This window comes from Streptomyces sp. NRRL B-24572, assembly GCF_002156145.1.
Taxonomy (GTDB): domain Bacteria; phylum Actinomycetota; class Actinomycetes; order Streptomycetales; family Streptomycetaceae; genus Streptomyces; species Streptomyces vietnamensis.
In genome coordinates this window covers 1-14555 of sequence record NZ_MWIG01000562.1, presented here as the reverse complement: position 1 = coordinate 14555, position 14555 = coordinate 1, and the positions used below count along the sequence as shown (strand labels likewise).

The 14555-nt window shown below is 71.9% G+C and carries 11 protein-coding genes and 1 pseudogene; 8 read left to right on the top strand and 4 right to left on the bottom strand.

Features of this window, described 5'->3' with window-relative positions; translation table 11 throughout:
• The 3 genes from CCN56_RS29970 to CCN56_RS29960 all read left to right on the top strand — a co-directional run.
• The coding region (locus CCN56_RS29970; protein WP_086831075.1) for a lyase family protein at positions 1–1171 on the top strand (1171 nt) is incomplete at its 5' end.
• Between the two features lie 259 nt (positions 1172–1430).
• Positions 1431–2096 (top strand): DUF402 domain-containing protein, encoded by a 666-nt coding sequence (locus CCN56_RS29965; protein ID WP_086831074.1) that lies wholly within the window; start codon positions 1431–1433, stop codon positions 2094–2096.
• Positions 2097–2407: 311 nt separating this feature from the next.
• The gene (locus CCN56_RS29960; protein ID WP_179200030.1) at positions 2408–4537 is read left to right on the top strand and encodes a SpoIIE family protein phosphatase; all 2130 of its coding nucleotides are present in this window, start codon (positions 2408–2410) and stop codon (positions 4535–4537) included.
• Positions 4538–4629: 92 nt separating this feature from the next.
• Here CCN56_RS29960 and CCN56_RS29955 read toward each other — a convergent pair whose 3' ends face one another.
• The gene (locus CCN56_RS29955; protein ID WP_086831073.1) at positions 4630–6846 is read right to left on the bottom strand and encodes a transglycosylase domain-containing protein; all 2217 of its coding nucleotides are present in this window, start codon (positions 6844–6846) and stop codon (positions 4630–4632) included.
• A 335-nt stretch (positions 6847–7181) separates the two neighbouring features.
• On the opposite strand from CCN56_RS29955, the gene CCN56_RS29950 reads away from it, so the two are divergent.
• The 3 genes and pseudogenes from CCN56_RS29950 to CCN56_RS45990 all read left to right on the top strand — a co-directional run.
• The gene (locus tag CCN56_RS29950) at positions 7182–7706 is read left to right on the top strand and encodes a PadR family transcriptional regulator (protein ID WP_086831076.1); all 525 of its coding nucleotides are present in this window, start codon (positions 7182–7184) and stop codon (positions 7704–7706) included.
• Positions 7703–8386 carry an ABC transporter ATP-binding protein gene (locus tag CCN56_RS29945; RefSeq protein ID WP_086831072.1) on the top strand — a complete coding sequence of 228 codons (684 nt, stop codon included), beginning with the start codon at positions 7703–7705 and terminating at the stop codon, positions 8384–8386. The genes CCN56_RS29950 and CCN56_RS29945 overlap by 4 nt, the downstream gene beginning before the upstream one ends.
• Positions 8383–9306: pseudogene (locus CCN56_RS45990) on the top strand (FtsX-like permease family protein); the annotation flags it as partial. The gene CCN56_RS29945 and the pseudogene CCN56_RS45990, both read left to right, overlap by 4 nt.
• A gap of 1211 nt (positions 9307–10517) precedes the next feature.
• On the opposite strand, the gene CCN56_RS29935 reads toward CCN56_RS45990, so the two are convergent.
• Entirely contained in the window at positions 10518–11489 is a 972-nt protein-coding gene (locus CCN56_RS29935) for a hydrogen peroxide-inducible genes activator (RefSeq protein WP_086831071.1), read from the bottom strand.
• 133 nt (positions 11490–11622) lie between these two features.
• Between CCN56_RS29935 and CCN56_RS29930 the strand changes: the two genes are divergently transcribed.
• Positions 11623–12177 carry a peroxiredoxin gene (locus CCN56_RS29930; RefSeq protein ID WP_086831070.1) on the top strand — a complete coding sequence of 185 codons (555 nt, stop codon included), beginning with the start codon at positions 11623–11625 and terminating at the stop codon, positions 12175–12177.
• Positions 12178–12190: 13 nt separating this feature from the next.
• Positions 12191–12724 (top strand): alkyl hydroperoxide reductase, encoded by a 534-nt coding sequence (locus tag CCN56_RS29925; protein WP_030222466.1) that lies wholly within the window; start codon positions 12191–12193, stop codon positions 12722–12724.
• Between the two features lie 64 nt (positions 12725–12788).
• Here CCN56_RS29925 and CCN56_RS29920 read toward each other — a convergent pair whose 3' ends face one another.
• Positions 12789–13472: a hypothetical protein gene (locus CCN56_RS29920; protein ID WP_086831069.1), complete on the bottom strand. Its 684-nt coding sequence runs from the start codon at positions 13470–13472 to the stop codon at positions 12789–12791.
• A partial coding sequence (locus CCN56_RS29915) for an AI-2E family transporter (RefSeq protein WP_107484245.1) occupies positions 13469–14555 on the bottom strand: 1087 nt, incomplete at its 5' end. The genes CCN56_RS29915 and CCN56_RS29920, both read right to left, overlap by 4 nt.

The following is a 14555-nucleotide window of genomic DNA, read 5'->3' as shown; positions in this document are numbered from 1 at the left end:
CTCGGCGGCCGGGGAGGTCGCCGAGGGGCGCTGGGACGAGCACTTCCCCGTGGACGTCTTCCAGACCGGCTCGGGCACCTCGTCCAACATGAACACCAACGAGGTGATCGCCACCCTCGCCACCGAGCGGCTCCCCGAGGGCCGCGAGGTCCACCCCAACGACCACGTCAACGCCTCGCAGTCCTCGAACGACGTCTTCCCCTCCTCCATCCACATCGCGGCCACCGCCGCCGTCACCCGCGACCTGATCCCCGCGCTCGACCACCTGGCCGCCTCCCTGGAGCGAAAATCAGCCGAATTCGCGACGGTGGTGAAGTCCGGCCGTACGCATCTGATGGACGCCACTCCGGTCACCCTGGGCCAGGAGTTCGGCGGCTACGCGGCCCAGGTCCGGTACGGCGCCGAACGGCTCCGCGCCGCACTCCCCCGCCTCGCCGAACTCCCCCTCGGCGGCACGGCGGTGGGCACCGGCATCAACACCCCGGCCGGCTTCTCCGCGGCCGTCATCGCCGAGGTCGCCCGCGCCACCGGGCTGCCGCTGACCGAGGCCCGCGACCACTTCGAGGCCCAGGGCGCCCGCGACGCCCTGGTGGAGACGTCCGGGCAGCTCAGGACCATCGCCGTCTCCCTCACCAAGATCGCCAACGATCTGCGCTGGATGGCCAGCGGCCCGCGCACCGGCCTCGCCGAGATCAACCTCCCCGATCTCCAGCCCGGCTCCTCGATCATGCCGGGCAAGGTCAACCCGGTGATCCCCGAGGCGGTCCTCATGGTCGCCGCCCAGGTGACCGGAAACGACACCACCGTGGCGGTGGCGGGCGCGGCCGGGAACTTCGAGCTCAACGTGATGCTGCCCGTGATGGCGAAGAACCTCCTGGAGTCCGTACGGCTGCTCGCCAACGCCTCCCGGCTGCTCGCCGACCGCACGGTCGACGGGATCACGGCGAACGTGGACCGCGCCCGCGAGTACGCCGAGTCCTCGCCGTCCGTGGTCACCCCGCTGAACAAGTACATCGGCTACGAGGAGGCCGCGAAGGTCGCCAAGAAGTCCCTCGCCGAGCGGAAGACCATCCGCGAGGTGGTCCTCGAATCCGGCTACGTCGAGCGGGGCGACCTCACGGTCGAGCAGCTGGACGAGGCGCTGGACGTGCTGCGGATGACGCACCCGTAGCGGAGGTGCCCCGCAGGTGACCGGCCGGTGGAGGCGACCGACCGGTGGAGGCGACCCGGCGGTGGAGGCGACCCGGCGGTGGAAGCGACCCGGCCGATGGAGGCGACCCGGCGTGGAAGCGACCGGCCGGTGGAGGCGACCGCGGCGAAGTGACCGGCCGGTAGTGACCGGCCGGTAGCCGAGTCGTACGTGACCGGTAGCCGACTCCTTCGTGATCTGTGCCGCAGCGGTCGTGGGAGCGCGCCCCTAAGATCTGCGCATGACAGGATCGGGCGGCTCTCAGCACTGGGCGCCTGGGGAGCACATCCTCTGGCGCTACCGCGGCAACGGCACCGGCGCGGTGCACATCTGCCGGCCGGTGACGGTCGTGCAGGACACGCCCGAGCTGCTCGCGGTCTGGATGGCGCCCGACACCGAGTGCGTCCGGCCCGTGCTCGCCGACGGCACGTCCGTCCACGACGAGCCGCTCGCCACCCGCTACACGGCCCCGCGCACCACCGAGCGCGCGCGCTGGTCCGGCAGCGGGGTGCTGAAGCTGGCGCGGCCCGACGAGCCGTGGTCGGTCTGGCTGTTCTGGGAGCGCGGCTGGCGCTTCCGCAGCTGGTACGTGAACCTGGAGGAACCGCGGGTCCGGTGGTCCGGCGGCGTCGACTCCGAGGACCACTTCCTCGACATCTCCGTCTACCCCGACCGCAGCTGGCTGTGGCGGGACGAGGACGAGTTCGCACAGGCCCAGCAGTCCGGCCTCATGGGCCCGGAGCAGGCCGCCCGGGTGCGGGCGGCCGGGGAGCGGGCGGTGGAGCGGATCAAGACGTGGGGGGCGCCGTTCTCGGACGGCTGGGAGGACTGGCGGCCCGATCCGGGATGGCGAGTTCCGGAACTGCCGGCGGACTGGGATCGCACTCCGGCGCACACGGCGCCGTGAGACCCTTGATGCGCCCCAGGGGTTCAAACGTAGGATCGTCCTCCGCACGGCAGAGACCGATCCGACACCACGTCAGACCGACCGAACAGCACGTCAACGACTCAGCACAGCGCAGGACCTGACCAGAAGTCATCCACGAGGGGGAGAGCAGTGCCGGACGTGTGCCCGGGTGTTCCGACCCCTGCCGTTGCCGCAGCTCGCGGAACGTCCAGATCCGCTGCATACGACGGGTTTACCCCCGCCGAAGGCGCGGCATCGGCGAGAAGAGCGAGTGCATCGCACCACCGGCCCGGACGGACGGAATCCCACGCGTGACGGAGCATCCCACCTCCCACGAAGGCCGGCAGCCCCTGGCTGCCCGGCCGCAGGAACGCGCGCGCCCTCGCCAGGAGGCGGCGGCCGCCGGCCTGCCCTCCGACCTGCCCGCTCAGCCGGGCGGCCCGACGGCCCCCGCGGCCCCGGGCCCGGAACTGCCCGCGCAGCCGACGGGCCCGACCCCGCCGGCCGGCACGGACCACCCGAGCGCCCCGGCCGGTGCGGAACACCCCGACGCTTCCGGCGGTACGGCACACCCCGGCTCCCCCGCCGGCACCGACCACCCCGATTCGACGGCCGGTACGGGCCGTCCGGGCACCGCCGACGACACCGGACACCCGGGCGTTCCCGGCGGCACCGGCCACCCCGGCGCCGTGGCCGTCGCCGTGTCCCCGCAGCGTCCCGGCGGCGGGGCCCGCGGCGGGGACGGCGTCGCGCGGCGGGAGGGCGAGCGGCTGCGGTTCGTCGGGGCCGCGACCCGGCGCATCGCGCGCGGCATCGACCTGGACGAGATCGTCCTCGGCCTGTGCCGGGCCACCGTGCCGACCTTCTCCGACGAGATCCTGGTCTACCTCCGCGACCCGCTCCCGGTGGGCGACGAGCGGCCGGTGGCGCCGTTCGTGCTGCGCCTGCGCCGCACGGACCGGCTGCGGTTAAGCGATCTGGAGGGCGAGGAGCTCGTCCTCGTACCCGATCCGGACCCGACCCCCGCAGCCGAACTCTGCGAGGTGCGGAACGGCGGGGCGCTCGCCGAGGTGCTGCGCGGGGTGCGGCCGGTCTTCGGCGACTCCGCGGCCGCCAAGACGGCCCTGACCGAGCTGCTCGGCCCCGAACACCCGCTGCCCGGCGGGCTGCGCGCGATACTGGCTCCGCTGCGCGGCCGGCGCCGGGTGATCGGCGCGGCCGTGTTCCTGCGCCGCCCCGAGCGGGCCGGCTTCGAGCCGAACGACCTGCTCGTCGCGGCCCAGTTGGCGACGCACACCGCGCTCGGCATCGACAAGGCCGTCCTCTACGGCCGCGAGGCGTACATCGCGGACGAGCTCCAGCGGACGATGCTGCCGGACTCGCTGCCGCAGCCGACCGGCGTCAAGCTGGCCTCGCGCTATCTGCCGGCGGCGGAGACGGCGCGGGTCGGCGGCGACTGGTACGACGCGATCCCGCTGCCCGGCAGCAGGGTCGCCCTGGTCGTCGGCGACGTCATGGGCCACTCCATGACCTCGGCGGCGATCATGGGCCAGCTGCGCACCACGGCGCAGACCCTGGCCGGTCTCGACCTGCCCCCGCAGGAGGTCCTGCACCACCTGGACGAGCAGGCGCAGCGGCTCGGCCAGGACCGGATGGCGACGTGCATGTACGCGGTGTACGACCCGGTCTCGCACCGGATCACCGTGGCCAACGCGGGCCATCCGCCGCCGATACTGCTCCACCTGGGCGGCCGCGCCGAGGTGCTGCGGGTGCCGCCCGGCGCCCCGATCGGGGTCGGCGGGGTGGACTTCGAGGCGGTCGAGCTGGACGCCCCGGCCGGCGCCACGCTGCTGCTTTACACGGACGGTCTCGTCGAGTCGCGGCTGCGGGACGTGTGGACGGGGATCGAGCAGCTGCGGGAGCGCCTGGCGGCGACCGCGCAGCTGACGGGCCCGGACCACTCGCCGCCCCTGGAGGCGCTCTGCGACGACGTCCTGGACATGCTGGGTCCGGGCGACCGGGACGACGACATCGCGCTGCTCGCGGCCCGGTTCGACGGGATCGCGCCGAGCGACGTGGCGTACTGGTTCCTGGAGCCGGAGGACGCGGCCCCGGGGCGGGCACGGAGGCTCGCCCGGCGGGCGCTCGCCCGCTGGGACCTGGAGGAGCTGACGGACTCGGTCGAGCTGCTGATCAGCGAGGTCGTGACGAACGCCGTGCGGTACGCGGAGCGGCCGGTGACCCTGCGGCTGCTCCGTACGGACGTGTTGCGCTGCGAGGTCGGCGACGACTCCCCGCAGCTGCCCCGGCAGCGGCGGGCGCGCGACACGGACGAGGGCGGGCGCGGGCTGTTCCTGGTGAACCGTCTTGCCCGGCGGTGGGGGGCGACCCGGCTCTCGGGCGGCAAGGTGGTCTGGTTCGAGCTGGCGACCCGTACCTGAGCCCGTACACCTGTGAGAACGGCGAAGGCCGGACCCCGTGCGGGTCCGGCCTTCACTCATGCCGTGAGCCTCGTGTCGTGAGCCTCGTGTCGTCAGCGCGGCGGGCGGGTGGTGCTGTTCACCACGGGGTCGCCGGCGTCCGGCGGCTGGATCGACGTCGGCGGGGCCGTCGGCTCCTGGGTCGCCGTCGGCTCCTGGGTGGGCTGCGGCGGCGTGGTGACGGGGTCGTCCGTCGGCTGCGGCGGCGTGGTGGCCGTCGAGGTCGGCGGGGCGGTCGGGGCCGTGGTGGCCGTGGTCGGCTCCTCGGTCGGCTCCTCGGTCGCCGGGGCCTCGGTGGTCCTGGTGGGCTCCGGGAGCGTGCCGTCCGGGGCGGCGCCGTCGGTCTCCAGGTCGAAGCTGGCGTCCGAGCCGCCGTTCAGGGCGCGCTCGGTGTAGTCGCCCCAGATCTCGGCGGGTGTGCGTCCACCGTTGGCGCGGCCGGGGTTGATGGTGTCGGTGAGGGTGACCTGGTTGCCCTGGGCGTCCTCGCCGAAGAGGCCGACGGCGGTGACGAGTTCGGGGGTGTAGCCCACGAACCAGGCGGAGCGGTTGTTCTCGGAGGTGCCGGTCTTGCCGGCGGCCTCGTAGTCACCGGCGGCGCGGAAGCCGGAGCCGCTCTGCACGACGCCCGTCATGGCCTGGGTGGCGGTGTCGGCCGCCTCGCGGCTGATGACCTGCTCGCCGATCGCCTGGGCGCCCTTGACCGTGCGGTCCTTGTGCTCGGCGGTCTTCACCAGGGTCGGGGTGACCTTCTTGCCGTGGTTGTCGAGCGTGGCGTAGGCGCCGGCCATGTCCATGGTCGAGGCGCCCATGGTGCCGAGGGAGATGGCGGGGGTCTCGGGGAAACCCGCGCCGTCCTTCATGCCGAGGGCGAGGGCGGTCTTCTTGGCCTTGGCCGGGGTGACGTCGACGATCATCTGGGCGAAGACCGAGTTGATCGAGCTGTTGGTGGCCTTCTGGACGGTGACGGGGCCGTAGCTCTCGTCGTCCTCGTTCTCCGGCGCGAACTCGATGGGGCTGCCGACGACCGGCCGCTGGCTGGTGCCGTCGTAGACGGTGCCGAGGCCGATCTTCCGCCCGTCCTGGGTGACCGCGTGGTTGTCGACGGCGGAGGCGAGGACGATCGGCTTGAAGGTGGAGGCGGGCTGGTAGTCGCGGCGGGTGGCGTTGGACATCCAGTGCTCGGTGGCGCCGATGCCGCCGTACATCGCGACGACCGCGCCGGTCTTCGGGTCGACGGAGGTGGCGCCGGCCTGGACGGTGGCCTGCTTCTTGTCGCCCTTGCGGTCGAGCTTGGCCTCCAGCTGCTTGTCGACCGCCTTGACGAGGTCCTTCTGCTTCTTCTCGTCGATGTTGAGGGTGATCGTCCAGCCGCCGGCCTTGATGTCCTCCTCGCTGACGCCCTGGCGCATCAGCTCCTGGTTGGCGGCCTCGACGATGTAGCCGGTCTGGCCCTCCATGCCGGGAAGGGGCTTGGGCTTCTGCGGGACGGGGAACTTCATGCCGGCGCGCTCGGAGGCGCTGAGCCAGCCCTCGCCGACCATGTTGTCGAGGACGTAGTTCCAGCGGTCCTCGACGAGCTTGCGGCCGGTGGCGCTCGCGGAGGTCCAGTCGTACTGGTTGGGCGCCTGGAGCAGCGAGGCGAGGTAGGCGCCCTGGGCGGTGGTGAGCTTGGTGGCGTCGACGCCGTAGTACGAGCGGGCGGCGGCCTGGATGCCGTAGGCGGAGCGGCCGTAGTAACTCGTGTTCATGTACCCGGCGAGGATGTCGCTCTTGCTCATCTTCTGGTCGACCTTGATGGCGATGACCATTTCCTTGAGCTTGCGGGTCGCCGTCTGGTCCTGGCTCAGGAAGTAGTTCTTGACGTACTGCTGGGTGATCGTCGAGCCGCCCTGCTTGCCCTTGCCGGTGACGGTGTTCCAGGCGGCGCGGGTGGTGCCCTTGATGTCGACGCCGTTGTCCTTGTAGAAGGTCTTGTTCTCGGCGGCGACGAACGCCTTCTGGACCGGGAGCGGGATCTTCTCCAGGCCGACGATCTCGCGGTTTATCTTGCCGGTGCGGGCGAGGATCTTGCCGTCGGAGTACTTGTAGATGTTGCTCTGCATCGTCGCCTCGGCGTTGGCCGACGGCACCGGGACCAGCAGGTAGACGACGTAGAGGGCGCCCATGCCGAGCAGGCAGAACACGAAGAAGGTGCCCAGGAGCTTCTTCCAGGTGAAGAGGCGGCGTATGCCGCGCTTCTTCGCCTTGCCCTTGTCCGGTCGGCCCATGTGTCCAGTCGCTCCGCTCGTCGTGTGTCCGGCGCCCTCGGTGCTGAGCCCGTCCGCGGCGGATCAGCTCAGACAGCTAACACCGACGAGGCGGACAAAGGACAACCGATCACGTCTTTTCCGGACGTGAGAATCAGCACCCACGCCCAGAGGAACCGACGTTCGGGAGGACCGGATGGTTGCGTGAAGGGTCGATTCCGTTTAGTGACCGATACGGCGGCGCTTCGGTGATCGATACGGCGGCGCTTCGGTGATCGACGCGGCGCCGCTTCGGCGACCGACGCGGCCCACCCGGCTATACATCGCGCGTATACACACGATGTACAGTGGTGGGCATGTCCATCGGTCACACCCTCCTCGGGCTCCTGGAGTCCGGACCGCGCCACGGCTACGACCTCAAGCGCGCCTTCGACGAGAAGTTCGGCCAGGACCGGCCGCTCCACTACGGCCAGGTCTACTCGACCATGTCCCGGCTCCTGAAGAACGGCCTGGTCGTCGTCGACGGCATCGAGGCCGGCGGCGGCCCGGAGCGGAAGCGGTACGCGATCACCGAGGCCGGCATCACCGATGTCGCCCAGTGGCTCGCCACCCCCGAGAAGCCGGAGCCGTACCTCCAGTCCACGCTCTACACCAAGGTCGTCCTGGCCCTGCTCACCGGCCGCGGCGCCGCCGAGCTCCTCGACGTCCAGCGTGCCGAGCACCTGCGCCTGATGCGCGAGCTCACCCGGCGCAAGCGGGACGGCGACCTCGCCGACCAGCTGATCTGCGACCACGCCCTCTTCCACCTGGAAGCGGACCTGCGCTGGCTCGAACTGACCGCCGCCCGCCTCGACGCGCTCGCCGAGGAGATCCGTCGATGAGCTCCACGCCCCTGCTCCGCGCCACCGGCCTGGACAAGGCCTACGGCCCGACCCCGGCCCTCGCGGGCGCCGACTTCGCCCTCCGGGCCGGCGAGGTCGTCGCCGTCATGGGCCCCTCCGGCTCCGGCAAGTCGACGCTCCTCCACTGCCTGGCCGGCATCGTCCGCCCCGACGCCGGCACCATCACCTACGACGGACGCGAGCTCACCGCGCTCTCCGACGGCGATCGCAGCTCCCTGCGCCGTACCGACTTCGGCTTCGTCTTCCAGTTCGGCCAGCTCGTCCCCGAGCTGACCTGCGTCGAGAACGTCGCCCTCCCGCTCCGCCTGGGCGGCGAGAAGCGCAAGGCCGCCGAGGCCAGGGCCGCCGAGTGGCTGGCCCGCCTGGAGGTCGACGCCGTCGCGGGCAAGCGCCCCGGCGAGATATCCGGCGGCCAGGGCCAGCGCGTCGCCGTCGCCCGCGCCCTCGTCACCGCCCCGCGCGTGATCTTCGCCGACGAGCCGACCGGCGCGCTCGACTCCCTCAACGGCGAGCGGGTCATGCGGCTCCTCACCGAGGCCTCCCGGGACACCGGCGCCGCCGTCGTCCTCGTCACCCACGAGGCCCGGGTCGCCGCCTACTCCGACCGCGAGGTCGTCGTACGGGACGGCTCGGTACGGGACTCGGAGTGGGCCGCATGAGCCTCGGCACCTGGACCCGCGACCTGACGCTCGGCGCCCGGTTCGCGGTCACCGGCGGCCGCTCCGGACTGCTCCGCACCCTGCTGACCGCGACCGGCGTCGGCTTCGGCGTGGCCCTGCTGCTGCTCGCCGCCTCCTTCCCGAACATGCTCTTCCAGCGGGAGGTACGGGAGGCGGTCCGTGCCGTCGACGGCAGCGAAGAGGTCACCTCGCCCCGGCCCGACTCCTTCCTCCACCTCAGCGCGACCACCGGCTACCGCGACGACGTCATCAGCGGACTGCTGGTGCGCCCCGAGGGCGACGCGCCCCCGGTGCCGCCGGGCGCCGCGAAGTTCCCCGGGACCGGCGAGATGCTGGTCTCCCCCGCACTCGGCGAGCTGCTCGACTCCCCCGAGGGCGCCCTCCTCAAGAAGCGGCTCCCCTACAAGGTCGCCGGCACGATCGGACCGGCAGGACTCATCGGACCGGCCGAACTGCGGTACGTCGCCCACGTCGACTTCCTCGACCCGGAGAACTTCGACGGGCGCGGCGCGCGCTACGGCTGGTCGGTGCCCGGGGAGCCGATGAACGCGTTCCTGATCCTCCTCGTCGTCGTCGCCTGCGTCGTCCTGCTCCTGCCGGTGCTCGTCTTCATCGCGACCGCCGTCCGCTTCGGCGGCGAGCAGCGCGACCGGCGGCTCGCGGCGCTGCGCCTCGTCGGCGCGGACGCCGCCATGACCCGGCGGATCGCGGCCGGCGAGTCCCTCGCGAGCGCGCTCCTCGGCCTGCTCGCGGGTCTCGGACTCTTCGCGCTGGGGCGGCAGTTCGCGGGGGCCTTCACCATCTGGGACGTCAACGCCTACCCCTCCGACGTCGTGCCGATGACCGCGCTCGCCGTGCTCGTCCTCGCCGTCGTCCCGGTCGCCTCGGTCGTGGTCACCCTCTTCGCGCTGCGCGGAGTGGCGATCGAGCCGCTCGGCGTCGTCCGTACCGCCGTCCCGCGCCGCCGCCGGCTGTGGTGGCGGCTGCTGATCCTCGCGGCCGGCGCGGCCTTCCTCGCCCCGCTCATCGGCGACGTGCAGATGAGCGAGACCAGCATCGACACCGTGGGCGTCGTGGCCGGCACCACGCTCGTCCTGATCGGCCTCACCACCCTCCTCCCGTGGCTCGTCGAAGCGGGCGTGAAGCGGCTGCACGCCGGCCCGGTGGCCTGGCAGCTGGCGGTCCGCAGGCTCCAGTTGAGCAGCGGCACGGCGGCCCGCGCGGTCAGCGGGATCGTGGTCGCGGCGACCGGGGCGATCGCGCTCCAGATGCTGTTCCAGGCGATGGAGAGCGACTTCACGAACCTCACCGGCGAGGACACCTCCCGCGCCCAGCTCGTGATCGACATCGACGCCCGGAACGCCGACGAGGCCCGCGGGATGATCGACCGTTTCCGGCGGACCGAGGGCGTCACCGGCGTGGCCGGCATCGTCGAGTCGCGCGTGTGGCGGCCCGGGCCCCTGAAGGAGGGCGAGGAGTTCTCCCCGGGCGTCTCGCTCCGGGTCGGCGACTGCGCCTCCCTCCGTGAGTTCGCCACGCTCCCGTCCTGCACGGACGGCGACGTCTTCGTCTTCCTCGCGCACGGCAGGCAGGGCAACCCGGACGACTCCTTCGTCACCCGGGCGGTCCGGCCCGGTGCCACGGTCGCGCTGCGCGACCCGCATCCGCACCCGAGCGCGCCGAAGCCCCCGAAGGGGCCGCTGCCGCAGTGGCGCATCCCCGCCACGGCGAAGGTCGTGGACTCCCGCCCGGACCCGACGGGCATGCACCAGTACGGCGTCCTCGCCACCCCGAAGGCGATCGGCGCCCTCCCGCTCGACGAGCCCGACGCGCAGGCCATGGTCCGGCTCGACCCGGCCGTGCCCGACGCCGCCGACCTCGTACGGAACACGGCGGCGGACATCGATCCGACGTCCCTGGTCCGCCCCCTGAAGGACATCCAGCGCGACGCCGCGTTCTCCAGCGTCCGCACCGGCATCCTCGTCGGCTCCACCCTGACGATGCTCCTGGTGGCGGCCTCTCTCCTGGTCACGACCCTGGAGCAACTGCGGGACCGCAAGCGGCTGCTGTCCTCGCTCGTACGGGGATACGAGTCAGGCCCAGGCGTCCCTCACTCGCCGGGGATCACCCGTACGGGAAGCTCCCTCATCGCCCCGCGCAGGGCCTCCGCCAGCTCCTCGAACTCGGCGCCCCGGGCCGCGCCCGTCCGCATCGCGAGGGCGATCCGCCGCGAGGGCGCCGGTTCGGCGAACCTCCCGGTCCACAGGGCGGTGTTGCGGGCGGTCTCGACGGTCACGGCGGTGCGCGGCAGCAGGGTCACCCCGAGGCCGCCGGCGACCAGCTGGACCAGGGTGGCGAGCCCGGCGGCGGTCGTGGTGACCTCGGCGCCTTCGGTGCGCCCGGCCTCCCGGCAGATGTCGAGGGCCTGGTCGCGCAGGCAGTGCCCCTCGTCGAGGAGCAGCAGCCGGAGTTCCCTGAGGGCCTCGCGCGGGATGTCGTCCCGCCCGGCCAGCGGGTGCCCCTCGGGGGTGACCAGGACGAAGTCCTCGTCGAAGAGGGGGAGTTCGGTGACTCCGGGCACGCCGAGCGGCACGGCGAGCAGCAGCAGGTCGAGCCGTCCGGCGGCGAGCCCCTCCAGGAGCGAGGAGGTCTGCTCCTCGTGGACCTGGAGGTCGAGCTCGGGGTAGCGGCGGTGGACGAGCCGCAGGACGGTGGGCAGCAGGTACGGCGCCACGGTGGGGATCACGCCGAGCCGGAGGACACCGGTGAAGGGGGCCTGGGCGGCCTCCGCCTCCTCCACCAGCTCCGCCACCGCGTCGAGGACGGTCCGCGCGCGGACCGCGAGCCGCTCCCCGGCGGGCGAGAGCAGTACCTTCCGCGTCGTACGCTCGAGGAGCTGGACACCGAGTGCCTCTTCGAGGGCCGAAACCGCGCCCGAGAGGGCGGGCTGACTCATGCCGATGGCGGCCGCCGCATCGCGGAAGTGCAGATGCTCGGCGACGGCCGCGAACGCTCTGAGCTGCGAAAGGCTCGGCTGCTTGCCTCGGTGCGGGCCGTGCGGGGTGCTGTACGGGGACGCCACTGATAACCACCTTCGATCAACACGACCCACTCTAGCTATTTCACTGATCAATGCACCCCGTGCCATGCTGTGGGCCGTCCAACCCCTCACGGAAGACCCCAAAAGGGCACCTTCCACCCTGCAAGGAGAGCGCGTGCTCACTGTCGGTGACAAGTTCCCCGCCTACGACCTGACCGCCTGCGTGTCGCTGGAGAGCGGCAAGGAGTTCGCGCAGATCGACCACAAGTCCTACGAGGGCAAGTGGCGCGTGGTGTTCTTCTGGCCGAAGGACTTCACCTTCGTCTGCCCGACCGAGATCGCCGCGTTCGGCAAGCTGAACGACGAGTTCGCCGACCGCGACGCCCAGATCCTCGGTGTCTCCGGTGACTCCGAGTTCGTCCACCACGCCTGGCGCAAGGACCACGCCGACCTGCGTGACCTGCCCTTCCCGATGCTGGCCGACTCGAAGCACGAGCTCATGAGCGACTGCGGCGTCCGCGGCGAGGACGGCTTCGCCCAGCGCGCCGTCTTCATCGTCGACCCGAACAACGAGATCCAGTTCACGATGGTGACCGCCGGTTCCGTGGGCCGTAACCCCAAGGAGGTCCTGCGGGTCCTCGACGCCCTGCAGACCGACGAGCTGTGCCCGTGCAACTGGAACAAGGGCGAGAGCACCCTCGACGCGGCCGCGCTCCTCGCCGGCGAGTAAGGGCGGATCCGACATGGCTCTCGACGAACTGAAGTCCGCCATACCGGACTTCGCCAAGGACCTGAAGCTGAACCTCGGTTCGGTCATCGGCAACAGCGACCTCCCGCAGCAGCAGCTGTGGGGCACCGTCCTCGCCTGCGCGATCGCCTCGCGCTCGCCGAAGGTGCTCAAGGAGCTGGAGCCCGAGGCCCAGGCCAACCTGAAGCCCGAGGCGTACCAGGCCGCCAAGTCCGCCGCCGCGATCATGGCGATGAACAACGTCTTCTACCGGACCCGGCACCTGCTGTCGGACCCCGAGTACGGGACGATGCGCGCCGGCCTGCGGATGAACGTCATCGGCAACCCGGGCGTCGAGAAGGTCGACTTCGAGCTGTGGTCGCTGGCCGTCTCCGCGATCAACGGCTGCGGCCAGTGCCTGGACTCGCACGAGCAGGTCCTGCGCCAGGCCGGTGTCGACCGCGCCACGATCCAGGAGGCCGTGAAGATCGCCGCGGTGATCCAGGCGGTCGGCGTCACGCTCGACGCGGAAGCGGTCCTCGCCGAGTAGGGCATCGCCGTCGTACGAGAAGGGCCCCGGGGTTTCGCACCCCGGGGCCCCTTTCGTCATTCCGTCATTTCTTGAGCGCCTCCATCAGCGCCAGCACGTCCTGGGTCATCGGGACGTCGATCCCGGAGAGGTCGATGGGCTCGGCCTTCCCGGTCGGGTTCCCGTTCTCGTCGGTGTTGACGTACCGGTAGAGGCTGAGCCGGATCTCGACCTGGCCGTCGAGGACCCGGAGCTCTCCGCCCTCGCCGCCCGCGTCGTTGAAGAGGGCCCGCTCCCCCAGACCACCGATCGGTGTGGTGATCTCGGCGGACTTCGCCCGCGCCGTGAACTCGGGCTCCGGGTCCGTCACCTTGTGCAGGGTGTACGTGAGGTCGGCGCTGTACCCGACGTCCGGACCGCCGAAGGTCATCGAGCAGGACGCCTCGTACACGGCCGGATCGTCGATCACGGGCCCGTAGCCGTCCTCGCTCCGCTTGCCGAGGATCCCGCCGAGCGCCTTCAGCTTCGCCGTCTTGCAGAGCCCGCCCTCCTCCGCCGACGTCCGGTACCCGCCCAGGTCCGGGCCCGGGTCCTTCCGCTGCCCGTACGCGTACAGCCCGCCGCCCCACACCGCCGAGGCGAGCACCGCGCCGCCCAGCGCCCACAGCCAGGGCCGACGGTCCCGGGGCGGGCGCGGCGGCGGGGCGTCGGTGAGGACCTCGGGATCGTCGAACTCCACCCCGCCCACGAGCTCCGGCTCCGATATCACGCGCGCTCCCCCTCGACGCTGCCCGGCGCCGGGACCGGTGCCACGGCGAAGGCCGTCGCCCCGCGCGGTTCCGGGGTGCTGCGGAGGGCCTGTTCGGTGCTGTACGCGCGCAGGTAGCCGACGACCGTGTTGAGGACGGCGACCAGGGGCACGGCGACGACGGCGCCGCCGATGCCCGCGGTGAGGCCGCCGGCGGCGACGGCGAGGACGACGGCGAGCGGGTGGACGCGGACGGCCCGGCCGAGGATGAACGGCTGGAGGACGTGGCCTTCGATCTGCTGCACGGCGAGGACGACGACGAGCACCATGAGGGCGGTGAACACGCCGTTGGTGACGAGGGCGACGAGGCAGGCGAGGGCTCCGGAGATGACCGCGCCGACCAGCGGGATGAAGGCGAACAGGAAGATGAAGACGGCCAGCGGCACCGCCATCGGCACGTCGAGGAACCAGAGTCCGAGGCCGATGAAGACGGCGTCGATGAGGGCGACGAGGACGGTGCCGCGGACGTAGGCGGTGAGGGTGCGCCAGGCGCGCGGTCCCGCGCCGGCGACGCCCGGCCGGGCCTGGGCGGGCACCAGCTTGAGCGTCCACTCCCAGACCTTCTTCCCGTCGTAGAGCAGGAAGAGGGTGCAGAACATCGCGAGGAGTATGCCGGTCATGGCCTCCACGATGACGGTGACGCCCTGGAGTCCGGCGGAGGTGATCTGCTCGGCGTTGGCGCCGATGGCCTCGCTGAGGTTCTTGGCGATGTCGTTGATCTGCTGCTCGGTGACGTGGAACGGGCTGTCGAGCAGCCAGTGCTTGAGTTCCTCGATGCCGTCCTTGACGCGGTCGGACAGGTTGTCGACGTTGTCCATGACCTGCCAGACCACGAACCAGCCGACCAGGCCCATGACGACGAAGCCGGAGACGGCGGTGACGGCGGTGGCGAGCCCGCGGGGCAGGCCCTTGCGGCGCAGCATGGCCACGGTGGGCTGCAGCAGGGCGGTGACGAGGAGCGCGGCGACGAAGGCGAGGACGACCAGCTGCACGGAGCTGATCACCTTCATCAGCACCCAGACCGTGCCGGCGAGGACGAGCAGC

Excerpts from the sequence above, each read along its gene's own strand:
- CCN56_RS29965 (WP_086831074.1), top strand. The coding sequence starts at position 1,431 with ATGACAGGATCGGGCGGCTCTCAGCACTGGGCGCCTGGGGAGCACATC.
- CCN56_RS29955 (WP_086831073.1), bottom strand. The coding sequence starts at position 6,846 with ATGGGCCGACCGGACAAGGGCAAGGCGAAGAAGCGCGGCATACGCCGC.
- CCN56_RS29950 (WP_086831076.1), top strand. The coding sequence starts at position 7,182 with ATGTCCATCGGTCACACCCTCCTCGGGCTCCTGGAGTCCGGACCGCGC.
- CCN56_RS29945 (WP_086831072.1), top strand. The coding sequence starts at position 7,703 with ATGAGCTCCACGCCCCTGCTCCGCGCCACCGGCCTGGACAAGGCCTAC.
- CCN56_RS29925 (WP_030222466.1), top strand. The coding sequence starts at position 12,191 with ATGGCTCTCGACGAACTGAAGTCCGCCATACCGGACTTCGCCAAGGAC.